The organism is Nocardiopsis sp. NPDC057823, assembly GCF_042797335.1.
Classification (GTDB): domain Bacteria; phylum Actinomycetota; class Actinomycetes; order Streptosporangiales; family Streptosporangiaceae; genus Nocardiopsis; species Nocardiopsis changdeensis.
Genome location: NZ_JBHVLR010000026.1, coordinates 1 through 22,483 on the forward strand (window position 1 = coordinate 1; position 22,483 = coordinate 22,483).

Genomic DNA, 22,483 nt, shown 5'->3' on the forward strand with positions numbered 1-22,483 from the left:
GGGGCGCTGAGCGCCCGGCGGGCCGCCGTCGCCGTTCCCGGGCCCGATGGCGCCCCGCCCGGCGACACGGGCCCCGCGCGGAGCGGCCCCGCCCCGTACAGGCCCTACGCTGGTGCACCATGGTCGGCAACGATGCGCACCCGGTGTTCCGCGAACTCCTCCCCTCCCCCGGCGGGGAGGTGGACCTGGCCGCCGCCTACGCCCACCCGGTCGGCCTGGACCGGCCGTGGGTGCGGGCCAACATGGTGGCCAGTGTGGACGGCGGGGCCATCGGCCCCTCCGGGCGCAGCCGCGACCTGTCCTCGTCCGCCGACCGCCGGGTGATGGGCGTCCTGCGCGGGCTGTGCGACGTGGTGCTGGTGGGCGCGCGGACCGCCCGGGTGGAGGACTACGGCCCCGTCAAGGACCGGGCCTCCTGGGCCCCGCTGCGCGCCGGGCGCCCGGCGACCCCGGCCGTCGCCGTCGTCTCGCGGACCCTGGACCTGCCCGACCGCCTGCTCACCGACGCGCCCCCGCACGCGCGCACCATCGTCTTCACCGTCGCCTCGGCCCCCGCCGGGCGCCGCGCGCACGTGGCCCGCCACGCCGACCTGGAGGTCGTCGACGGGGAGTCGGTCACCCCGGTGCACATCGTCAACGCGCTGGCGGGCCGGGGCCTGTACCGCGTCCTGACCGAGGGGGGCCCGCACCTGCTGGCGGAGTTCACGGCCTCCGGGCTGCTGGACGAGCTGTGCCTGACGGTGAGTCCGCACCTGCTGGGCGCCGGCGCGCCGCGCATCGTGGCCGGGGGGCCGGGCACCCCCGGGGCCCCCGAGTTCCTCTCCGTGCAGAGCACGCCCGTGCGGATGGCGCACCTGCTGACCGCCGACGACGCCCTGTTCGCGCGCTACGTGCGCTGACGGCGCAGGCCGCGGTCGCTGACCATAACCGGTCGGTTTCGGCCACCACTCAATCACGCATGAACCTTCCCGCAACCGGACATACCCGAGATGTGCCACCCAGTGGTCACAACGCATCAGCGGGGCTGACCGGGCCTGGCCCCCGGCCGAGAGGAAGAACGTGGTGCCGACGTCCGAAAACGGACCCCCTCCACCGGTCTACAGGGAGATAGCCGAGGAACTACGCGAGCAGATCCGCTCCGGGCGGTTCGCCGACGGCGACCGCCTCCCCGGAGAGAACGTCCTCATGGAGCGCCACGGCGTGGCGCGGGCGACCGCGCGCCAAGCGCTCTCCGTGCTCATCAACGAGGGCCTGGCCGTGGCCGTGCGCGGCTCGGGCGTCTACGTCCGCCTGTTCCGCCCGGTGCGAAGACACGGGGCCCGGCGCCTGGCCCGGGAGCTGTGGGGCAACGGACGGGCCATCTGGCAGACCGACAGCGACGACCGCGGCTACGAGGTGGACCGCCTGCGGGTGGAGGAGGCCGCCGCCCGCGACCACGTGGCCCGGGTCCTGGGGCTGGCCGAGGGCGAGCCGGTCCTGGTGCGCTCGCGGCGCTACCTCGTGGACGGCCGCCCCGTGCAGACCGCGGTCTCGCACCTGCCGCTGGCGGCGGTGGGAGACGAGCCCCGGTTCCGCGAACACGACACCGGGCCCGGCGGGATCTACGCGCGGCTGGCCGAACGGGGGCTGGCCCCGGCGCGCTTCACCGAGGAGATCCGGGTCCGCATGCCCACCCCCGAGGAGACCGGCGCCCTGACCCTGGCGCCGGGGACACCGGTGCTGGAGGTGGCGCGCACCGCGCTGACCGCGGAGCACCGCCCCGTGGAGTTCAACGCGATCACGATGGACGGCTCGGCCTACGTCTTGCAGTACGACTTCGAGGCCTGACCGGCCCCCACCCCGGCGGTGGGGCGCTCCCGGAGGCGCCCCACCGGGGTGTTCACTCCCTCTCCCCGGCCCGGGAACGGCGCTGCCGGGAGGCGAACACCACGTAGGCCAGGCAGGCCAGGACCACCCCGACCGCCAGCGCACCCACCCCGACGATGGGCAGCGCGCCCGCCTCCGTCCGCATCCACTCGGCGACCCCGAACCCCAGCAGCAGGGCGAGTGCGAGGGCGACGACGGAGAACGCCGTCAGCCCGACGAAGAGCCTCCGGTCGTCCCAGGGCTCCGCCTCCGCCTTCTCCAGGCCGGCCGGGAGGGCCCCCGCGGTGAGCCCGGCGGCCCGCCGCATCTCCTTGCCCGCTCCCCTGGCCAGGGAGCGGATCCCGCCGCGCGCGCCCGCGGCGGCCTGTTCGAACCACCACAGTCCGTACCGCATCCATCCGACGCGCCGCGGTCGTTTGTTCACTGTGAGTGACTGTTGCGCTGTAGCGGCCATGTCACCTGCCTTGTTGCGCTTCGACCACTGAACCCTGCTCCATGCCCTACCCTCACGGACGGACACCGAACGCGACCGTTGGTGAAGTTAGAGGTATGTCGTGGCTAAGGACGATTTACCGAAAGCGGCGCCCCGACGGCGCGGGGAGACACCGGTGTCCGATTCCGGATAACGTCGAAGACATGGCTGATACAGCGGACAGGGCCCCGCAGGGCGGGACCGGAGACATCCCGAAGACCGACCGGGAGTGGCGCGAGCGGCTGGACGAGCAGGCGTACGCGGTCCTGCGCCTGGGGGCCACCGAACGGCCCTGGACCGGGGAGTACGTGGAAACGAAGACCGAGGGCGTCTACCGCTGCCGCGGCTGCGGGAGCGAGCTGTTCCGGTCCACCGAGAAGTTCGACTCGCACTGCGGGTGGCCGAGCTTCTTCGACCCGGCCGACTCCGACGCCGTCACCCTGGTCGAGGACCGCTCGCTGGGCATGGTCCGGACCGAGGTCCGGTGCGCCACCTGCGACTCGCACCTGGGACACGTGTTCCACGGTGAGGGATACGCCACCCCGACCGATGACCGGTACTGCATCAATTCCGTGGCCCTGACCCTGGAGCCTACGGAGTAGGTTGGCGTAGCATCCTGGTTCCGGGCGTACGCCTGCGGGTCGCCCGAGGGCGGCCCGGTGTTCACCCGATCACCGCCCTCGGCGGATCAGGGATAATCGCATGCAGCGTTCCGGCGGGACGGTCCCCCGCCGCCCCCGGAGCAGAATCACCCGCGACGAAAGCGCTCGATGACCGACGACTCACCTTCCACATCCGTCTCTCACCGGCCCGCGGCCCGTCCGCGCCTGGGCATGGCCCAGGGATCGGCCCCCTGGCTGGTCCCCGCGCTCGGCGCCGCCGGCGTCGCCGCTCTGGCGGCCCGCGGCTCCCGGGCCCGCACGGCCCTGGCCGTGCCGGTGGTGGCCCTCGCCGCCGGGATGGCGTGGTTCTTCCGCGACCCCGAGCGGGGTCCGGCGACCGGGCGTGTGCTGTCCGCGGCCGACGGCGTCGTCCAGAGCATCGACGTCCGCCCCGACGGCCGGACCCGGGTCGCGGTGTTCATGAACCCCCTGAACGTGCACGTGAACCGTGCCCCCCTCGCCGGCGTGGTGACCCGTGTCGAACACCGCCCGGGGGGCTTCCGCCCCGCATTCGACAAGGACAGCGAGCGTAATGAACGCGTCATCTGGACCCTTGAAACCGAGATCGGTGAGATCACGGTCGTTCAAATCGCCGGCGCGATGGTCCGGCGTATCATCCCGTATCTCGCTGCGGGGCAGAAGGTCGAGCAAGGCGAGAGGATCGGGCTCATCCGGTTCGGGTCGCGCGTCGACGTCCATCTTCCGGCCGGGATCACCCCGGCGGTGGAGGTCGGCCAACGCGTCCGCGCCGGGGAAACCCGCCTTGACGCCGACTGACGGCCCGCTCCCCGGCTCCCTCGCCTCCTCCGCCCCCGACACCTCCCGCATCCGGCTGGCCCTGGCCGACTACCTGACCCTGGGCAACGCCCTGTGCGGGTTCCTGGCCGTGTGCGCGCTGGTCGCCGCGCTGTCGACGCACCTGGCCGCCGGGGCCGGCGGGCCGCTGCCGCGCAGCGCCATGGCCACGGTCGTGGGGCTGATGCTGGTGGCGGCCGCGCTGGACCTGCTCGACGGGCGGGTGGCCCGCAAGCTGGGCGGCAGCGGCATGGGCGCCGAGCTGGACAACCTGGCCGACGTCATCAGCTTCGGGTTCACCCCGGCGTTCCTGTTCGTCGTCTGGGGCACCCAGGGCGGCGGCGGGGCGCTGTCACTGGCGGCCGGCGGCGCGGTGCTGCTGGCGGTGATCGTGCGGCTGGCCCGGTTCTCCCTCCAGACGCCGGGCACCGGCTACTTCACCGGCCTGCCCTGCCCGTTCGGGGCGATGGCGGTGGTGACGGTCGTGCTGCTGGACCCGCCCCCGACGATCGCCGCGGTCGCGGTGCTGTTCATCTCCTGGCTGATGGTGAGCCGCATCGAGTACCCCAAGCCGCGCGGCCGCAAGGCGTACATGGTGCTGGGCATGCTCGGCGCGGGCGTGGCGCTGGTGGTGTCCTGGGGCATGGGCCTGCCCGCCGGGCAGTGGCTGGTGTACCTGGTGAGCGCCCTGGTCCTGCTGTTCATCGTCACCGTCCCCTTCCACGTCCTGGCCACCCGGCGCGCGGCCGCCGAGCCGGCCCCCGCCCCGGCCGAGCCGGTCGAGGAGTAGGAGCGCGTACACGAAGGGCGCCCCGGCGGTCATCCGCCGGGGCGCCCTTCGTTGTACCGGGCCCCTGGGGCGTGTCCGGCGCCCGCGCCGACGGCCGGGATCGGCCGCGGGGCGCTCTCCCGCGAGGCGACGAGCGCGGGTCGGGGTCGGCCGTCCGCGCGCAGGCGGCGCGGAGAGGTGCGGCCGCGCGGCCGCACCCCGGACCGACCCGTCGACCGCGCCCTAGGCCAGGGACTCCACCAGCTGGGCCACGCTCTTGCGGCGGCCCGTGTAGAAGGGGATCTCCTCGCGGGTGTGCAGGCGGGCCTTGGCGCCGCGCAGGTGGCGCATGAGGTCGACGATGCGGTGCAGCTCGTCGGCCTCGAAGGCCAGCAGCCACTCGTAGTCGCTCAGCCCGAACGTGGACACGGTGTTGGCGCGCACGTCCGGGTAGGGGGCGGCCATGCGGCCGTGCTCGGCGAGCATCGCCCGGCGCTCCTCGTCGGCGAGCAGGTACCACTCGTAGGAGCGGACGAAGGGGTACACGCAGATGTTGTCGCGGGGCTCCTCGCCGGCCAGGAACGCGGGCACGTGGCCGCGGTTGAACTCGGCCGGGCGGTGCAGGCCCACCACCGACCACACCGGGGTGGCGGCGCGGCCGACCGCGGTGCGGCGGAACGCGCTGTAGACGTCCTGGAGCCGTTCGTGGGTGTCGGCCACCCACCAGAACATGATGTCGGCGTCGGCGCGGAAGCCCTGCACGTCGTAGCCGCCGCGGGTGGTGACCCCCTGCTCGGCCGCCTTGTCGAGCAGGCCCTGCAGTTCTTCCGCCGCCGCGGCGCGGTCGACGCCCTCCAGGCTCCCGACCTTGAACACCGACCACATGGTGTAGCGGATGAGGGAGTTGAGGTCGACGCCGTCCTCGGCGATGGCTCCGCTGTGCTGGCCCGTCACGGGTTGACTCCTTGCTGTTCGGTGCCGTCGGCTCCGTCGCCGCGGCTGTTACGGCTGTCGGTCTGGAGGGCGGCGGCCAGGTCCCGGGCCTGGCGGTCCGCGTCGGCGATGCAGGCGGGGATGCCCACGCCGCCGTAGGCCGCACCGCACACGGCCGGCCCGCCGTGGCGGGCCAGGGCGTCGCGGATGCGGGTGACGCGGGCGGTGTGCCCGACCGCGTACTGGGGCAGGCCGCCGTCCCAGCGGGTCACCCGGGCCTGGACCGGGCGCCCCGCCAGGCCGGTGACGCGGGAGAGGTCGGCCAGGGCGGCCGCGGTGAGCTCCTCGTCGGAGCGGTCGAGCACCCCGGACTCGCCGAACCGGCCGATGGAGCAGCGCACCACGACCAGGTCCTCGCCCGCCGCGGCCAGCTCCTCGGCGATCCAGGGCCACTTGTTGGAGGAGAAGGTGGCCGCCTTGACGGTGAGCCCTCCCTCCCCCGCCGGGACGAGGAAGCCGGTGCCGGTGAGCGGGGCGGGGAACGCCGAGGCGGGCAGGGCGAGGGTGACCAGGGCCATGCTCGCGTACTCGACGGCGCGCAGCTCGCGGGCGGCCTCGGGAACGTGGTCGGCGAGCAGCCGGGCCGCCTCCGGGGCGGGGCAGGCGAGCAGGACTCCCGCGGCCCCGATCCGGTCGCCGGTGTCGAGGTGGACGCGCCAGCCCTCGGGGAGGCGCTCCAGGGAGCGGACGCGGGTGCCGGTGCGCACGTCCCCGCCGTGGCGTTCGGCCAGCGCGCCGGCGAGCCCGGCGATACCGCCGCGCAGGGAGGCGAACACCGGGCCGCCGGAGGGGCCGCGGGCCCCGGTGGCGGCCCGGACGCCGCGGACCAGCGAGCCGCCCTCGCGGGCCATCGGCGCGATCTGCGGCAGGGCGGCCTCCAGCGAGAGCTCGTCGGCGCGGCCCGCGTAGACGCCGCCCAGCAGCGGCTCCACCAGGCGCTCGACGACCTCGTGCCCCATGCGCACGCCCACGTAGGAGGCGACCGGGAGGTCACCGCGCACCGGCGTGCGCGGGCGCACCAGGTCCAGGGCGGCGCGGGCGGTCCCCCACGGGGAGAGCACGCCGCTGCGGGCCAGCGCCCGCAGGTCCCCGGGCACGCCCATGAGCTGGCCCTTGGGCAGCGGGCGGACGCGGCCGCGGCTGTAGACGGCGGCCGCCCCCGGCCCGGGGTGGACCAGGCGGTCGCCCAGGCCCAGCTCCTCGATGAGGGCGAGCGCCTCGGGGCGGCGGGCCAGGACGGATTCGGCCCCCGCGTCGACGGACACGCCCGCCACCGGCGAGGCGCGCAGCTTGCCCCCGGGCGCGTCGGCGGCCTCGACCACGGTGACGGAGGCGCCGAGCCCGGCCAGGCGGTGCGCGGCGGTGAGTCCGGAGATCCCGCCCCCGACCACGACGACGTGCGGTGCTTCAGGCATACTCCCAGCTTCCCAGATGCCGTGGGTCACAGCGTCCCGCCGTCCCCGTGACGTCCGGCGCACCGCGGCCCTCCCCCTCCAGGATCGCGGACGCGGGGCGCGGGAGCCGCGGGGAACGTCCCGTGTCGGCAGAGTCCTTCCGCCCGATTCGGACCGTTGCCCGGTCGTTACCAGCAGGCCGAAACGCCGGTGACGGGTGCCACGTCCAAGGTGCATGGCTACTTCGGGTTCTTCCCCGGCGCGGCGTGCCGCCGGGGTCTTGCTGTCCACGGGCTTGGCTGCCCTCCTGGTGACCTCCTGTGCGTCACCCATGACCGCCTCCTACGACGCGGGCGGGGGGTCCGCGGGCACCGAGGCGGCGCCCGAGGCCGCCGCCCCGCAGGACTTCGCCGCCGAGGCGGACCGGTCGCAGGAAGAGGCCGCCGCCGAGGAGGGCGGCGGGTCGTCGGTCGTCGACGCCGAGGCGGAGGTGGCCGACCGCAGCCTCATCCACATCGCCGACCTCACGGTCCGTGTGGACGACGTGGCCGAGGCGGCCCAGGAGGCCAAGGAGCTGGCCGCCGCGTCGGGCGGCCACGTCGCCTCCGAGTCGCTGTCCACCCCCACCGGCGGAACGCCCGAGGCGTACCTGACCCTGCGGATCCCCAACGAGGGCTACGAGGGCGCGCTGGAGGACCTGGCCGGGCTGGGCGACCGCTCCGACCTCAACCGGTCGGTGGAGGACGTCACCGGCGAGGTGGCCGACGTCGAGAGCCGCATCGAGTCGGCCGAGACCGCCCTGGAGACCCTGCGCGGGTACCTGCAGGAGGCCGACGACGTCGACGAGCTGCTGCGGGTCGAGCGGGAGATCCAGGACCGCCAGGCCGAGCTGGAGGCCTTCCAGGCGCGCCTGAAGACCCTGGAGGACCAGACGACGCTCTCGACGGTCAATCTCACGCTGGTGCCGCCGCAGACCTACATCGAGGAGCCGTCGGAGGACAGCATCGGCTTCCTGGGCGGTCTGGAGCGCGGCTGGCGGGCGCTGGTCTCGGTGTTCGAGGGCCTCGCCGTCGCCCTGGGCTGGCTGCTGCCCTTCGCCGTGGTGCTGGCCGTGCCGGTCACCGCCCTGGTCTGGTGGCTGCGCCGTCGCCGCCGCTCCGCCGCGCAGGCCCCGCGCGTCCCCGTCCGCGCCGGTGCTCCGGGCGCTCCCACGCCGCCCGCGCCCGGAACCGCCGCCGCTGGGACCCCCGCGCCCGCCGAGGCCGCTGGAACCGGCGAAGCCGCCGAGGACACCGCGCCCGACGAGACCGACGAGGCCTCGGGCACCGGCGAGCCCACTGGTGGCGCCGGGACCACCGGGCCCGCTGATGGCACCGAGGCCACTGGGACCGGCGAGGCCGCCGGTCGCATCGAGGGCCCCGAGGCCACTGGGACAGCCGGATCCGACGAGACCGATGGGTCGGAAGAGGACCCCAAGGACCGGTGACCTCCGCCGATGAACGGGCCCCGGGACCGGTGACGGTCCCGGGGCCCGGCCGTGTCGGCGGTGCCGCGGAAGGGGGACGGCGCCCGGCCGGGTGGGCCGGGCGCCGTCGACGGGCGCGGGAGCGCGGTCCGGCCGCGCCGCGTCCGCGGATCAGGCGGAGGTCTCCTCGTGGACGAACTCCGTGAGGCGCTGGAGCATGTCCGGGTCGGTCTCCGGCAGGACCCCGTGGCCGAGGTTGAAGATGTGGCCGTCGGCGGTGCGTCCGCGGGACAGGATGTCGCGGGTGCGCTCGGCGACGACCTCCCACGGGGCGAACAGGGTCGCCGGGTCCAGGTTGCCCTGGAGCGCCGTGCCCGGCTGGACGCGCTGCACGGCCTTGTCCAGCGGCACCCGCCAGTCGACGCCCACGACGTCGGCGCCGGCCTCGCTGAGCAGGCCCAGCAGCTCTCCGGTACCCACGCCGAAGTGGATGCGCGGCACCTCGTACTCGCTGAGCTGGCCGAAGATCCAGGACGTGTAGGGCAGCACCGAGGCGCGGTAGTCCTCGGCGCTGAGCGCGCCCACCCAGGAGTCGAACAGCTGGACCGCGCTGGCGCCCGCGTCGATCTGGGTGCGCAGGAAGCCGAGCGTGATGGCCGACAGGCGGCGCATGAGCTCGTCCCACAGCTCCGGCTCGCCGTACATGAGCGCCTTGGTGTGCTCGTGGTTCTTGGAGGGCCCGCCCTCGATGAGGTAGGAGGCCAGCGTGAACGGGGCTCCGGCGAAGCCGATGAGCGGCTTGTCGCCGAGCTCGCCGGTGAGCATGCCCACGGCCTCGGTCACGTAGGGCAGGTCGCCGGGCTCGATGTCGCGCAGCCGCTTGACCCCGTCCGCGTCGCGGATCGGGTCGGCCACCACCGGGCCCACACCGGCCTTGATGTCGAGGTCGATGCCGATCGCCTTGAGCGGGACGACGATGTCGCTGAAGAAGATGGCGGCGTCGACGTCGTACCGGCGGACCGGCTGCATCGTGATCTCGGTGATCATGTCGGGGCGGGCGCACGCCTCCAGCATCGGCACGTCGGCGCGGACCCGTCGGTACTCGGGCAGGGAGCGCCCGGCCTGGCGCATGAACCACACCGGGGTGTGGTCCACGGGCAGGCGCCGGCAGGCGCGAAGGAAAGGAGAATCTTGCAGCGTCACCCTTCGATCGTGCCATGCCCCGGCCGGTGCTCTCACGCGGATCGCCCCGAACGGTGACCGTGCGCAGCGCCCCGGGGGCGGTGCCCGGTCCCAAGATCATCACAAAACCCCGACACGCCGGGGTATCTGCGTCCCGGGGGCGGCGAGTCGTGCCACGGTCGTTGGCGTGCCCACCCTCCTGCGCCGGGGGGAACCGCCCCCTGTCGGGCGACACCCCGCCAGCACGCGATCACACTCAATGAAGGCTGACTTTTCCACCATGCCCGATGTCGGTAGCGCCGCGGACGCCGGCGACACGTTCCGGCGAGCGGTCGAGGCCCTGAACGGCCCCTCCCTCCGGTCAGAGATCACCGTCCGGGAGATCCCCGCCCCGGGACGGCTGGCCCCCCATGCCGCCGCCGTGTCGGCGCAGGTCACCGTGCACGGCGAGGAGATCGCCTGGGGGCGCCTGATCGTCCTGTACGACCCCGAGGGGACCCGGGAGTGGCCCGGCCCGTTCCGGGTCGTCTGCCAGGTCAACTCCGAGCTGGAGTCGGACATCGCCACCGATCCGCTGCTGGGCCCGGTCGCCTGGAGCTGGCTGACCGACGCCCTGGCCTCGTGCGGGGCCTCCCACCACACGCTGAGCGGCACGGTCACCCGTGCCACCACCGAGGGCTTCGGGACCAAGGCGGGCGAGGGGTCCACCACGGAGGTGGAGATGCGCGCCTCCTGGACCCCCGAGGCCGACGACCTGACCGCGCACACGGCGGCCTGGCAGACCCTGCTGGCGTCGGCCGCCGGGCTGCCGCCGGCCGACGTCGCGGACATCGCCCGGCAGCGTGCGCGGCCCTGAGCCCTCCCCCCGCGGGGGTTCGCGGGCTCCGAGAGGTCAGGTCCGGATCCGCGCGCGGTGTCGGCAGCGCATACCGTAGTGGTGTGGCGAACGCGTTGAACTCGAAGACAGAACCCCGTGAACCAGGTGACGACGACGCCGAGATGGCGCCTCTGCTACGGGAACCACGCGAAGGTCTGCCGGAGGTCACCTCCGACGCCGACGCCCTGGCCGGAGTCGTCGCAGCCGTCGCCGCCGGCAGCGGCCCGGTCGCGGTCGACGCCGAGCGGGCCTCGGGCTACCGCTACGGACAGCGCGCCTACCTGGTCCAGCTGCGCCGGGAGGGTTCGGGGTCGGCGCTGATCGACCCGATCGCCTGCCCCGACCTGAGCGGTCTGGACGAGGTCGTCGGCGACGCCGAGGTGGTGCTGCACGCCGCACACCAGGACCTGCCGTGCCTGAGCGAGGTCAACCTGCGCCCGCGGCGGCTGTTCGACACCGAGCTGGCCGGCCGCCTGCTCGGGTACCAGCGGGTGGGCCTGGGCTTCATGGTGGAGCGCATGCTGCACGTGCGCCTGGCCAAGGAGCACTCCGCCGTGGACTGGTCGCAGCGCCCTCTGCCGGAGGACTGGCTGCGGTACGCGGCGCTGGACGTCGAGATCCTCATCGAGCTGCGCGACGCGCTGGAGACGGAGCTGGAGGAGGCCGGGAAGCTGGAGTGGGCGCGCGAGGAGTTCGCGTCCGTGCTGGCCGCGCCGCCCAAGGAGCCGCGCGCCGACCCCTGGCGCCGGACCTCGGGCATCCACCGGGTGCGCAACCAGCGGTCCCTGGCCGCGGTGCGGGAGCTGTGGTACGAGCGGGACCGGATCGCGCAGGAGCGCGACATCTCCCCCGGCCGGGTGCTGCCGGACGCGGCGATCGTGGAGGCCGCGTCCACGATGCCCAAGAACTCCACGGAGCTGAACCGCATCCGCCAGTTCGGGATCAAACTGGCGCGCCGGTACCCGGGGACGTGGATGAAGGCGATCGACCGGGCCCGGGAGATGGCCCAGGCGGACCTGCCCCGGCCCAACGCCCCCGGTGACGGGCCGCCCCCGGTCAACCGGTGGGCCGACCGCGCCCCCGAGGCCGCACGGCGGCTGGAGGCGGCGCGGGCGACGGTCACGGGCATCGCCGAGGACGTCGTGATGCCGACCGAGAACCTGCTGCTGCCGGACACCGTGCGGCGGCTGGCGTGGGCGCCGCCGACGACCGTGGACCCCGACTCGGTGGGGGCGTTCCTGCGCGAGCGCGGAGCCCGGGAGTGGCAGATCGGACTTACCTCGGAACCCCTCGCGACCGCTCTGAGAACAGCCGAAGAAGGGTGAACCTTTACCCCTCTTCCGCGTCCTCAACCCCGGTGTGGCCGAAGTCACCGCACATAGGGGGCCCGGACCGCCTGTTCCATGGCCTCGTGTCCGTTTAAGTTATGGAACTGTGCCTTGGAATTTCAGGGCGCTGTGACCTCTTGACGGTGGAGAGGGAACGTTGCGACGGTGTGGGGGCACACCGCGCGAGGAGCACCGGCGGTCCGGCCCGGTGCGCGCGTGCACGAGGATGCGGTCAGGGAAAAGAGGTGAGTCCGCTGTCGTTCTGGCGTTCGCTGTTCGGTGGAACCGGACGTACGCGTACCGACCGGGTGCGCTCCGTCGACGGAGGTGTCCCCTCCGACGCCACCCCGGTGCGGGCGGACGTCCGGGGTGTGGAGGCCTCCGACGCCCTCCCCTCACGGATCACCGCCCCGACCGCTGTGATCACCGACCCCTCCCGCGAAGCACCCGGCGCCGGGTCCCCGGCCGCCGGCCCGGGCGGGTCCGGGTCCTCCGCACAGCCCGCCCCCACCGCCGGGATGCGCGCCGCCTCGCTGGAGCGCACCCTGCGGTCCCTGGTGGAGCGCCTGGGCACCGAGCACCCCGACACCATCACCGCCCGCAACAACCTGGCGACCAAGTACGCGCAGATGGGCCGCCGCCAGGCCGCCGTGCAGCAGTTCGAGCTGGCCCTGGACGAGGCCGTCGCGGTCTTCGGCACCGAGCACCCGCGCACCGAGATCATCCGGGAGAACCTGGCCTGGGCGTTCGAGGACGCCGGCCGCCCCGCCGACGCGGCCGCCCAGTGGGAGGTGCTGCTGCGGGACCGGGAGAGCGCGTTCGGGCCCAGCGACGAGGACACCGTGGAGGCGCGCAGCCGGCTGGCCGTGTGCTACCGGCGCAGCGGGCGGCTGGACGCCGCGATGGCGCACTACGAGCGGGCGCTGGCGGACGTGCAGGACGCGGAGCGCAGCGAGGACCTGCGGCTGGGGCTGAGCGCCGCGCAGAACATGGCGGGCCGCCACGACGAGGCCGTCCGCCAGCTGCGGATGGTCCTGGCCGGGCGGCGCCGCCGGATGGGCAAGGGCCACCTGGACACCCTGACCGTGCACCACCGGCTGGGCCGCGCCTACACCCAGGCGGGGCGCACCGACGAGGCGGTGGAGACGCTGCGCGACGCCTACCGGGTGGCGCTCAACTCCTCCGGCGACCCGGAGGTGCGCCGGCTGACGCTGCGGCTGCGCCGCGACCTGGCGGGCGCCTACAGCGCCGCGGGCCGCCACCGCGAGGCCGACGCCCTGTTCTGAGCCCGGCCCGCCGCGGCCCCCACGCCATCCACGGCCCCGTGCCCGGCCTCCCGCCGGGCGCGGGGCCTGCGTGTCAGTTCCCCTGGGCGGGGGCCAGCAGCTGTCCGGCGGCCAGGTCGCGGTACAGGTCGTCGCCCTCCAGGAGTTCGGCGTGGGTGCCCACCGCCCGGACCCGGCCGGCGTCCATGACGACGATGCGGTCGGCCCCGGTGACGGTGGAGAGCCGGTGGGCGACCACGATGACGTTGGTGGTGCGGGCGGCGTCCATCATCACCTCCTTGAGCGCCCCCTCGTTGGCGGCGTCCAGCTGCGAGGTGGCCTCGTCCATGAGCAGCAGGCGGGGCCGGCGCAGCAGCGCGCGGGCGATGGCCACCCGCTGGCGCTCGCCGCCGGAGAGGGTCACCCCGCGGTGCCCGATGACGCCGTCCAGTCCGCCGGGCAGCCGGGAGACCAGGTCGGTGAGGCGGGCCCGGGCCACGGCCTCGGCCAGGTCCGCGCCGGTGGCGTCCGGGGCGGCCAGGACCAGGTTCTCCCGCAGGGTGCCCTCCAGCACCGGCGCGTCCTGCTCCACGTACCCGATCCGGGCGCGCAGGTCGCGCAGCGGGAGGTCGCGGACGTCGGTCCCGTCGAGCAGGACGCGTCCCGAGGTGGCGTCGTAGAACCGCTCGATGAGGGAGAAGACGGTGGTCTTGCCCGCGCCGGAGGGGCCGACCAGGGCGGTGAGCCCGGCCCCGGAGGCGGCGAAGGACACGCCGTGGTGCACCGGTGGCAGCTCGGGCCGGTAGCGGAAGACGACGTCCTCGAACACCACCGAGGCGGGCTCCCCGGGAACCTCGGGCGCCCCCGCCGCGCCGCCGCCGGTGTCCTCCCGGTCGAGCCCGGCGACCTCGTCGATGCGCCGGACCGCGGCCAGCCCGGCCTGGAGGTCGGTGAGCGAGGTGACCAGCATCCCGATCGGCTGCATCAGGTAGAAGAGCAGCAGCAGGAACGCGATGAGGGTGGAGACCTCCAGGGCGCCCGCCGCCACCCGGCCGCCGCCCAGCGCCAGCACCACCAGGAAGGCGACGTTGACGGCCAGTCCGGTGAAGGTGCCCGACAGCGCGCTCCAGCCCGCGACCGCGACCCCCTTGCGCCAGGAGTCCACCGCGGCCTCGTCCAGGCGGGCGAGCTCGGTGTCCTCGGCGGAGGACGCCTTGACCGTGCGGAAGGCCCCGAACACCCGCTCCAGGCGGCCGCCCATCGCGCCCAGCGCGGCCTGGGCCTCCTGGGTGGCCCGGCCGATGCGCGGCAGGACCAGGGCCATGAGCACGCCGACCACGAGGATCATGCCCAGGGTGACCAGGAGCAGGACGGGGTCCAGGACCGCCATGACGGCGATGCCGCCCACCAGCAGCACCGCGCCGGTGACCAGGTCGGTGAGGCCGCTGGTGGTGACGGTGCGCAGCAGGGTGGTGTCGGCGGTCAGCCGGGCCACCAGGTCGCCCGGGGTGAGCCGGTCGACCTCGGCGACCCGCAGCCGGACCAGGGAGCCCGCCAGGCCGCGGCGCACGTCCAGCACGACGCCCTGGCCGGTGCGCTCCAGCAGGAAGGAGCCCAGGGCTCCGATCAGGGCCCCGACCACCACCGCGGCGGCCAGCAGCAGCACCGGCGCCAGCAGCGGCCCGCCCGCGCCCAGCGCGTCGATGACGTACCGGGCCGCCAGCGGCTGGGCCAGGCCGACCGCGCCGCCCGCCAGGGTCAGCGAGCCGCCCACCAGCAGGACCCGCAGGTGGGGGCGGGCGTGGGAGAGCAGTCGGTGCAGGGGGGCGCGCGGTGCGGCGCGCAGCATCTCCCGGTGTTCGCGGTCGTCCGCCAAGGGTCGTCTCCCCGTCCGTGTCGGTTTCCCGTCGCGGCCCCCGAACCGTGCGAAAGTAGGCGCGGCGGGACGTCGCGGGCCGTTCCAGTCAACCGGCCCGGCCCGCCCCGCGCATCGGTCGAAAGTTCGAACCCGGCCCCATCGATCGTCAGTACCGGGCCACCGTCCGGACGTCGGGGAATCCGGCACTCGCACAATTTGTTACCGGCGAGTAGCATGGGCTCGAAAGTCCACCCACACCTTGGAGAAGGAGGGGCCATCGTGCCGCGAACCGCCCGCGATGTCGTATTCGTCGACGGGGTCCGCACCCCGTTCGGCAAGTCAGGCAAGGGCCTCTACGCCGAGACGCGCGCCGACGACATGGTCGTCCGCGTCATTCGCGAACTGATGCGCCGCAACCCGGGCCTGCCCCCGGAGCGCATCGACGAGGTGGCCATCGCCGCCACCACCCAGATCGGCGACCAGGGCCTGACCATCGGGCGCACCGCCGCGATCCTGGCCGGACTCCCGCGCAGCGTCCCCGGCTACGCCATCGACCGCATGTGCGCCGGCGCCCTCACCGCCGTGACCACCTCCGGCGCGGGCATCGCCTTCGGCGCCTACGACGTGGTGATCGCCGGCGGCGTCGAGCACATGGGCCGCCACCCGATGGGCGAGGGCGTCGACCCCAACCCGCGCTTCCTCTCCGAGAAGCTGGTCGACCCGTCCGCGCTGGTCATGGGCAACACCGCCGAGAACCTGCACGACCGGTACCCCTCCATCACCAAGGAGCGTGCCGACGCCTACGCGGTGCGCAGCCAGGAGAAGGTCGCCAAGGCCTACGCCGACGGCAGGATCCAGCCCGACCTGGTCGAGGTCGTCGTCCGCTCCCTGGAGCAGGGGTACGGCCTGGCCACCAAGGACGAGCCGCCGCGGCCGGGCACCACCATGGAGTCCCTGGCCGGGCTCAAGACCCCCTTCCGCGCGCACGGCAACGTGACGCCCGGCAACGCCGCCGGCCTCAACGACGGCGCCACCGGCGCCATCCTGGCCGCCGAGGAGGTCGCGCAGGAGCTGGGCCTGGACGCCAAGATGCGCCTCGTCGACTTCTCCTTCGCCGGTGTCGAGCCCGAGGTCATGGGCGTCGGCCCGGTCCCGGCCACCGAGAAGCTGCTGGCCCGCCAGGGCATCACGATGGACGAGATCGGCCTCATCGAGATCAACGAGGCCTTCGCCGTCCAGGTGCTCGCCTTCCTGGAGCACTTCGGCATCGCCGACGACGACGCCCGCGTCAACCCGTGGGGCGGCGCCATCGCGCTGGGCCACCCGCTGGCCTCCTCCGGCGTGCGGCTGATGATGCAGCTCGCCCGCCAGTTCGCCGAGCGTCCCGACGTCCGCTACGGCATCACCACCATGTGCGTCGGTATGGGCATGGGCGGCACCGTGCTCTGGGAGAACACCAACTACGAGGGGGGCAAGTGAGCACCGCACTGGACGCTGCGCGCGAGCTGTTCAAGGACGAGGTCGTCACCAAGGCGATCTCCCGTGACATCGAGCTCCCCTACGGTGCCGGCACCGCCGTCCTGATCACCCTGGACAACGGCCACGACCACACCCGGCCCAACACCTTCGGCCCCGGCGGCCTGCTCGCCCTGGACGCCGCCATCGAGGCCGCCCGCGCCCGCAAGGACATCGTGGCGGTGGCGATCACCGGCAAGCCGTTCATCTTCGCCGTCGGCGCCGACCTCAGCGGCGTGCCCGCGATCCAGAACCGCGAGCAGGCGCTGGCCATCGGCCGGCTCGGCCACGACGTGTTCCGCAAGCTCGGCGAGCTGGACGTGCCGACCTTCGCGCTCATCAACGGCGCGGCCATGGGCGGCGGGGTCGAGGTGGGCCTGCACTGCACCTACCGCACCATCTCCTCCGGCGTCCCGGCGCTGTCCCTGCCCGAGACCTTCCTGGGCCTGGTGCCCGGCTGGGGCGGCACCTACCTGCTGCCGAACCTGATCGGCGCCGAGAAGGCCCTCAAGGTCATCATCGAGAACCCGCTGGCCCAGAACAAGATGCTCAAGGGCGCGCAGGCGTTCGAGCTGGGCATCGCCGACGCGATGTTCGAGCCCGCCGACTTCGTCGAGGAGTCCCTGCGCTGGGCGGCCCGGGTCGTCAAGGGCGAGGTCACCGTCGAGCGCCCCGCGGTCGACAAGGGCGAGGCCTGGGACAACGCCGTCAACATGGCCCGGTTCGTGGTCGAGGGCAAGCTGCACGGCGCCGCCCCGGCCCCGGCCCGCGCCGTCGAGCTGGTGGCCGAGGCCAGGACCCGCACCCGGGACGAGGGCTTCGCCGCCGAGGACGAGGCGCTGGCCGACCTCATCATGAGCCCCGAGCTCAAGGCCGGCCTGTACGCCTTCGACCTGGTGCAGAAGCGCGCCAAGCGGCCCGCCGGCGCCCCGGACAAGTCGCTGGCCCGCAAGGTCACCAAGGTCGGCGTCGTGGGCGCGGGCCTGATGGCCGGCCAGCTGGCGCTGCTGTTCGCCCGCCGCCTGGACGTGCCGGTCGTCATGACCGACCTGGACCAGGAGCGCCTGGACAAGGGCGTCGCCTACGTCCACGGCGAGGTCGACAAGCTCCTCAAGAAGGGGCGCGTCAACCAGGACAAGGCCAACCACCTCAAGGCCCTGGTCACGGGTTCGCTGACCAAGGACGCCTTCGCGGACGCCGACTTCGTCATCGAGGCCGTGTTCGAGAAGATGGAGGTCAAGCAGCAGGTGTTCGCCGAGGTGGAGGCCGTGGTCTCCCCCGAGGCGATCCTGGCCACCAACACCTCCTCGCTGTCCATCACCGAGATGGCCTCGAAGCTGGAGCACCCCGAGCGGGTCGTCGGCTTCCACTTCTTCAACCCCGTCGCCGTGCTGCCGCTGCTGGAGATCATCCGCGGCGAGAAGACCGACGACGCCGCCCTGGCCACGGCGTTCGCCGTCGCCAAGAAGCTGAAGAAGACCGCCGTCCTGTGCAAGGACGCCCCGGCGTTCGTGGTCAACCGCCTGCTCACCCTGTTCATGGGCGAGGTCCTGAGCGCGGTGTCCGAGGGCACCGAGCCCGAGGTGGCCGACCGCGCGGTGGCCCCGCTGGGCCTGCCGATGTCGCCGCTGATGCTGCTGCAGCTGGTCGGCCCGGCCGTCGCGCTGCACGTGTCGGAGACCCTGCACGAGGCCTTCCCGGACCGCTTCGCGGTGTCGCCGCAGCTGGGCGAGATCGTCAAGGAGGGCAAGACCGCGATCTTCGCCCCCGACTTCAGCATCGACCCCGAGGTGAAGAAGCTGTTCGCGGGCGGGGACGCGCCGTCCACCGAGCCGGAGATCCTGGACCGCGCGCTGCGCGCGCTGGCCCGGGAGATCGGGATCATGCTGGACGAGGGCGTCGTGGCCGAGGCCGCCGACATCGACCTGTGCCTGATCACGGGTGCGGGCTGGCCGTTCCACACCGGCGGCATCACCCCCTACCTGGACAAGGTCGGGGTGTCCGAGGCCGTCAACGGCAAGCGGTTCCACGAGGGCGACCCGAAGGCCGTCTGACCTCCGCGGTGACCGCCCGAGAGATCGGGACGGGCCCGGCCCCGGGAAGGGGCCGGGCCCGTCGTGCGCCCGGGGTCAGCGGACGGATCCGGCGCGCGCCTGTCCGGCGGGCAGCATGCCGTGGGTCCGGTACCAGGCGCCCATGGCGGTGACCGTCTCGGCGACGGGGCGGAACCCCACGCCCAGTTCGCGGCGGGCCAGGTCGGAGCTGATGTTGCGCGCGTCCCCCTCCCGCAGCACCCGGACGCCCTCGCGGGTGGCCGTGGGCTCCCCGCCGCGGAGGCGGGCGCTGAGCTCCATGAGGGCGGCGGCCGCGGTGGCCAGGCCGGCGGGGACCGACCGGGGCGCCCGGGCCCCGGTCTCCGCGGCGACGGTGTCGGTCAGGGCGGGCAGCGACCGCTTCTCCCCGGCCACCACGTAGCGGTCGGCGGTGCCCACCCGGGCGGCGGCGACGCAGGCGTAGGCGACGTCGCGGGCGTCCACCACGTAGTTGTGCAGGCGCGGGATGGCACGGACCCTGCCCTTGGCGACGTCGAGGAAGAGGCGGCCGGCGGAGGTCGGTCCGGCGTCGCCCGGGCCCCACATCCAGCCGGGCAGGACGGTGGCCACCCGGGTGTCCCCGGTCCGGCCGGAGCGGACCATGGCGGCGACCGCCCGGTCGGCGCGCACCTTGCTGGTGGGGTAGGTGTCCGACACCGCGGGCCGCGCGTACTTCTCCGGGGGCGGGGTGGACTCGTCGGCGGGGCGCTCGGGGCCGCGCAGGGCCATGGTGTTGATGGACCCGGTGTGCAGGAACACGGGGACGCCGGAGGTGGCGGCCGCGCTCAGGACCTGCTCGGTACCCTGCACGTTGATCCTCTCCAGGGGCGCCGTGAGGGTGGGGTCCTGGAAGTACTCGCGGAAGTAGGCGGCGGTGTGGAAGACCTCGTCGACCCCGGTCAGGTGCCCCCGGTAGGTGGACGGCTCGGTGACGTCGCCGCGGACCAGGTGGAGGCGGGGGTCGTCGGGCAGCAGGCGGCGCGCCCGATCCATGTCCCGGACCAGGGCGACGACCTCCTGGTCCAGGCCGAGGAGGAGTCGGACGATGTTGCCGCCCAGCAGGCCGGTGGCCCCGGTCACCAGGGAGCGGTCCCGCTTCGGAAGTCGTGGCGTTTCCGTGTCCGCCATGATGTCACATCCCAACTATCATGTAACGAGATAATAATTTCGGCTTATGAATTTCTAAGGCGGTCCGGAATGGAGAACGCGTCGGGTTGGGAGACGCCCCTGTGGCACACGACCGGCTACCGGCTGATCAAGTTGGGCGAACTGGTCCAGGCCGTCACCCTCGACATCTTCGGGCCGCAGGAGATCACCGCCCGCCAGTTCCACGTGCTGGCCGCGGCGGAGGCGATGTCCGACCCCTCCCAGAAGGAGCTGAGCCGGGCCCTGGGGGTGGACCCCAACGTGATGGTCGGCCTCATCGACGACCTGGAGTCCCGCGGGCTGGCCGAGCGCAAGCGCAACCCGAAGGACCGCAGGCGCTACATCGTGACGCCCACCCCCGAGTCCGCCCTGCTGCTGCAGAAGGCCCGTGAGGCGGTGTCCACCGCCGAGGAGGAGTTCTTCGCCCCGCTCTCCCAGGAGGAGCGGACGGTGCTGCACGAGCTGTCGGGGCGGCTACTGGACGCCCACCCCCGGGTCACCAAGCACGAGTGACCCGGGGGTCCGCCGGGGGCCCGGGAGGGGCGGCCCCCGGCGGCACTCCCCCTACTCCGAGATGCCGAACCGGGCGTGCAGCCTCTTGAGCGGTGCGGGCGCCCACCAGTTGGCGTCGCCCGCCAGGCGCATGAACACCGGCACCAGCACACCGCGGATGAGCGTGGCGTCCACGATGATCACCACCGCCATCCCGATCGAGAGCATCATCAGGTAGAGCACGTCGGAGACCGCGTAGGTGGCGAACGACGCGGCCAGGATGACCGCCGCCGCCGTGACCAGCGGACCGCTCCGCTGCAGCCCGGCCGCGACCGCCCGGGTGTTGTCCCCGGTCAGGTCGTACTCCTCCTTGATCCGGGACATCATGAACACCTCGTAGTCCATGGAGAGCCCGAACGCGATGCAGAACATCAGGATCGGGAAGGTCGTCTCCAGGGTCCCGTTGGCGGTGAACCCGAGCAGCCCGGACAGGTTGCCCTCCTGGAAGATCCACACCATCACGCCGAACATCACCGCGAGGCTGAGCACGTTGAGCACGATCGCCTTGGCGGGCAGCAGCAGGCTCCCGGTCATGAGGAACAGCAGGACGAAGGTGATGGCCAGGATGAGCCCGAACACCAGGGGCACCTGCCCCAGCAGCGCCGCGCGGAAGTCGGCGAGGTCGGCCGGGTAGCCGCCGATCTCGGCGGCGGCCGGCGCGGGCACGTCCCGGATGCGCTCGATCAGGTCCTCGCCGTCGGAGATCGCCTCGGTCTCGGGCACCACGGAGAACCACGTGGCCTCGGGCGAGCCGAACCGCTCCTGCGCGCCCGGCTCGGGCCCCGCGACCTGCTGTCCGTCCACGTACCGACCGGTGAGCGCGTCGACCTGGTAGACGCCCTCCACCCGGGACAGCTCGGCGGCGTAGTCGCTCGCGGACGCGTCCTGGGCGTCGGCGCCCGGCAGGTCGACGACCACCTGGACGGCGTCCATCTCCTCCTGGGCGAACCCGGTCTCGATCTGGTCCTGGACGTCGCGGCTGGAGTTGCCCTGGGGCAGCACCCGGGCGTCGGGCAGTCCGAAGTTCAGTCCCACGGCCGGGGCGGCCAGCACCAGGACGACGACCAGGGCGGGCAGGCCCCACAGCACGGGGCGGCGCATCATCCGCAGGGCGGTGTCGTGCCACCAGCCGCGGTCGGGGTCGGGCTCGCGCTTGGGCCGGACCCGGTGGCCGACCTTGGCCAGCGCGGCGGGCAGGATGACCAGGGAGGCGAACACCGAGGTCAGCACCGTGCCCATGCCGGAGTAGGCGAAGGACTGCAGGAACGGGAACGGGAAGAGCATCAGGCACGACAGCGCGACGGCGACGGTGAGGCCGCTGAACGCGACGGTCCGCCCGGCCTTGGCGACCGCGATCGCGACGGCCTCGGGGACCTCCCGGCCGCGGGCCAGCTCCTCCCGGAACCGGTTGATGACGAACAGGCTGTAGTCGACGCCCAGGCCCACGCCCATGACCAGGGTGAGGTTGGCGGCGAAGGTGGACACATCGGTGATGTAGGTGACCCCGCGCAGCAGGGCCAGCGTGGTGATCACCGAGAACAGGCCCATGCCCAGGGTCAGCGCTGCCACCGAGAGCCGGCGGTAGATGACGAACAGCAGCACGAACACCAGCGGGAAGATGATCGCCTCGGCGAGCAGGAAGTCCGCCTGGGCCTGCTCGGCGGCCTGGCGGAAGATCTCGTCGCCGCCGCCGACCTCCACCCGCAGGACGTCGTCCTCGCGGGTGAAGTCCGGGGAGATCTCGCCCAGCGCGGTGCGGGCCTCGGTGACGGTCCCCTCCATGCGCACGGTGATGAGCGCCTGGGAGCCGTCCTCGGAGCGCATCGCCGGGGAGTCGCCGCGGCCCCAGTAGGAGGCGGTCTCGGCGACGCCCTCCCGGGAGGCCAGCTCCTCCTCCAGGGCGGTGGCGGCCTCGACCACGGCCGGGTCGTCCACGTCGCCGTTCTGGGCGGTGACCAGGAGCAGGAAGTGGTGCTTGCCGGTGCCGAAGCCCTCCTCCAGGCGCTGCTCCACCAGCGCCGACTCCGAGCCGGGGCTCTCGAATCGGCTCAGCAGCAGCCGGTCCATCGTGCCGGCGGCCAGGAACACCCCGAGCAGCGTCAGGACGATCGCCAGGATGATGACCCGGCCCGGGCGGCGGGCCAGGCCCTCCCCCAGGCGGGCCAGCAGGGGCGGGCGCTGCGGCGGGCCGCCGGTGCCGCCGGCGCCCGGGGGTGAGGCGGTGGTCGATGAGGTTGCCATGGTGCTCTCG

19 protein-coding genes are annotated in these 22,483 nt (G+C 73.7%); 12 read left to right on the forward strand and 7 right to left on the reverse strand.

Annotated features, from left to right (window positions below; translation table 11 throughout):
* Nucleotides 1-119: 119 nt before the first annotated feature.
* Nucleotides 120-899, forward strand: coding sequence for a dihydrofolate reductase family protein (locus ACFVNO_RS28650; protein WP_378897222.1), 780 nt, complete (start codon nt 120-122; stop codon nt 897-899).
* 163 nt (nt 900-1,062) lie between these two features.
* Nucleotides 1,063-1,827, forward strand: coding sequence for a GntR family transcriptional regulator (locus tag ACFVNO_RS28655; protein WP_355266037.1), 765 nt, complete (start codon nt 1,063-1,065; stop codon nt 1,825-1,827).
* A gap of 52 nt (nt 1,828-1,879) precedes the next feature.
* Here ACFVNO_RS28655 and ACFVNO_RS28660 read toward each other — a convergent pair whose 3' ends face one another.
* A complete protein-coding gene (locus ACFVNO_RS28660; RefSeq protein ID WP_355266040.1) occupies nt 1,880-2,260 on the reverse strand; it encodes a hypothetical protein in 381 nt (126 codons plus the stop codon).
* A 242-nt stretch (nt 2,261-2,502) separates the two neighbouring features.
* Here ACFVNO_RS28660 and msrB point away from each other — a divergent pair, with 242 nt between their 5' ends.
* The 3 genes from msrB to pssA all read left to right on the forward strand — a co-directional run bounded on the left by msrB (nt 2,503) and on the right by pssA (nt 4,585).
* Nucleotides 2,503-2,940 carry a peptide-methionine (R)-S-oxide reductase MsrB gene (gene msrB / locus ACFVNO_RS28665; protein ID WP_355266043.1) on the forward strand — a complete coding sequence of 146 codons (438 nt, stop codon included), beginning with the start codon at nt 2,503-2,505 and terminating at the stop codon, nt 2,938-2,940.
* 168 nt (nt 2,941-3,108) lie between these two features.
* A complete protein-coding gene (locus ACFVNO_RS28670; protein WP_220560234.1) occupies nt 3,109-3,777 on the forward strand; it encodes a phosphatidylserine decarboxylase in 669 nt (222 codons plus the stop codon).
* Nucleotides 3,764-4,585, forward strand: coding sequence for a CDP-diacylglycerol--serine O-phosphatidyltransferase (gene pssA / locus ACFVNO_RS28675; RefSeq protein WP_378897227.1), 822 nt, complete (start codon nt 3,764-3,766; stop codon nt 4,583-4,585). Before ACFVNO_RS28670 ends, pssA begins: the two co-directional genes overlap by 14 nt.
* Nucleotides 4,586-4,807: 222 nt before the next feature.
* Here pssA and hemQ read toward each other — a convergent pair whose 3' ends face one another.
* Nucleotides 4,808-5,518 (reverse strand): hydrogen peroxide-dependent heme synthase, encoded by a 711-nt coding sequence (hemQ, locus tag ACFVNO_RS28680; protein ID WP_220560233.1) that lies wholly within the window; start codon nt 5,516-5,518, stop codon nt 4,808-4,810.
* The gene (gene hemG / locus ACFVNO_RS28685) at nt 5,515-6,972 is read right to left on the reverse strand and encodes a protoporphyrinogen oxidase (protein WP_355266048.1); all 1,458 of its coding nucleotides are present in this window, start codon (nt 6,970-6,972) and stop codon (nt 5,515-5,517) included. The genes hemQ and hemG overlap by 4 nt, the downstream gene beginning before the upstream one ends.
* A 310-nt stretch (nt 6,973-7,282) precedes the next feature.
* Between hemG and ACFVNO_RS28690 the strand changes: the two genes are divergently transcribed.
* Entirely contained in the window at nt 7,283-8,437 is a 1,155-nt protein-coding gene (locus ACFVNO_RS28690; protein ID WP_378897232.1) for a DUF4349 domain-containing protein, read from the forward strand.
* 150 nt (nt 8,438-8,587) lie between these two features.
* Here ACFVNO_RS28690 and hemE read toward each other — a convergent pair whose 3' ends face one another.
* Nucleotides 8,588-9,613, reverse strand: coding sequence for a uroporphyrinogen decarboxylase (gene hemE, locus ACFVNO_RS28695; protein WP_220565680.1), 1,026 nt, complete (start codon nt 9,611-9,613; stop codon nt 8,588-8,590).
* A gap of 265 nt (nt 9,614-9,878) precedes the next feature.
* On the opposite strand from hemE, the gene ACFVNO_RS28700 reads away from it, so the two are divergent.
* From ACFVNO_RS28700 to ACFVNO_RS28710, 3 genes are all read left to right on the forward strand, one after another.
* Nucleotides 9,879-10,454, forward strand: a complete 576-nt coding sequence (locus ACFVNO_RS28700) for a DUF3000 domain-containing protein (RefSeq protein ID WP_355266054.1) — start codon at nt 9,879-9,881, stop codon at nt 10,452-10,454.
* A gap of 95 nt (nt 10,455-10,549) precedes the next feature.
* A complete protein-coding gene (locus ACFVNO_RS28705; protein ID WP_355266342.1) occupies nt 10,550-11,800 on the forward strand; it encodes an HRDC domain-containing protein in 1,251 nt (416 codons plus the stop codon).
* 257 nt (nt 11,801-12,057) lie between these two features.
* The gene (locus ACFVNO_RS28710) at nt 12,058-13,089 is read left to right on the forward strand and encodes a tetratricopeptide repeat protein (protein WP_355266345.1); all 1,032 of its coding nucleotides are present in this window, start codon (nt 12,058-12,060) and stop codon (nt 13,087-13,089) included.
* Between the two features lie 73 nt (nt 13,090-13,162).
* On the opposite strand, the gene ACFVNO_RS28715 is transcribed toward ACFVNO_RS28710, so the two are convergent.
* Complete coding sequence (locus tag ACFVNO_RS28715) at nt 13,163-14,917, reverse strand: ABC transporter ATP-binding protein (protein WP_378897313.1); 1,755 nt, start codon at nt 14,915-14,917, stop codon at nt 13,163-13,165.
* Between the two features lie 288 nt (nt 14,918-15,205).
* On the opposite strand from ACFVNO_RS28715, the gene ACFVNO_RS28720 reads away from it, so the two are divergent.
* Both ACFVNO_RS28720 and ACFVNO_RS28725 read left to right on the forward strand, forming a co-directional pair.
* Nucleotides 15,206-16,405 (forward strand): acetyl-CoA C-acyltransferase, encoded by a 1,200-nt coding sequence (locus ACFVNO_RS28720; protein WP_355266060.1) that lies wholly within the window; start codon nt 15,206-15,208, stop codon nt 16,403-16,405.
* Nucleotides 16,402-18,495, forward strand: coding sequence for a 3-hydroxyacyl-CoA dehydrogenase NAD-binding domain-containing protein (locus tag ACFVNO_RS28725; protein ID WP_355266063.1), 2,094 nt, complete (start codon nt 16,402-16,404; stop codon nt 18,493-18,495). The genes ACFVNO_RS28720 and ACFVNO_RS28725 overlap by 4 nt, the downstream gene beginning before the upstream one ends.
* A gap of 75 nt (nt 18,496-18,570) precedes the next feature.
* Here ACFVNO_RS28725 and ACFVNO_RS28730 read toward each other — a convergent pair whose 3' ends face one another.
* The gene (locus ACFVNO_RS28730) at nt 18,571-19,662 is read right to left on the reverse strand and encodes an NAD-dependent epimerase/dehydratase family protein (protein ID WP_355266066.1); all 1,092 of its coding nucleotides are present in this window, start codon (nt 19,660-19,662) and stop codon (nt 18,571-18,573) included.
* A 69-nt stretch (nt 19,663-19,731) separates the two neighbouring features.
* Between ACFVNO_RS28730 and ACFVNO_RS28735 the strand changes: the two genes are divergently transcribed.
* The gene (locus tag ACFVNO_RS28735) at nt 19,732-20,193 is read left to right on the forward strand and encodes a MarR family winged helix-turn-helix transcriptional regulator (protein WP_220560226.1); all 462 of its coding nucleotides are present in this window, start codon (nt 19,732-19,734) and stop codon (nt 20,191-20,193) included.
* Between the two features lie 51 nt (nt 20,194-20,244).
* Here the strand turns inward: ACFVNO_RS28735 and ACFVNO_RS28740 are convergent, their stop codons facing one another.
* Nucleotides 20,245-22,473 carry an MMPL family transporter gene (locus ACFVNO_RS28740; protein WP_355266070.1) on the reverse strand — a complete coding sequence of 743 codons (2,229 nt, stop codon included), beginning with the start codon at nt 22,471-22,473 and terminating at the stop codon, nt 20,245-20,247.
* Nucleotides 22,474-22,483 lie beyond the last annotated feature (10 nt).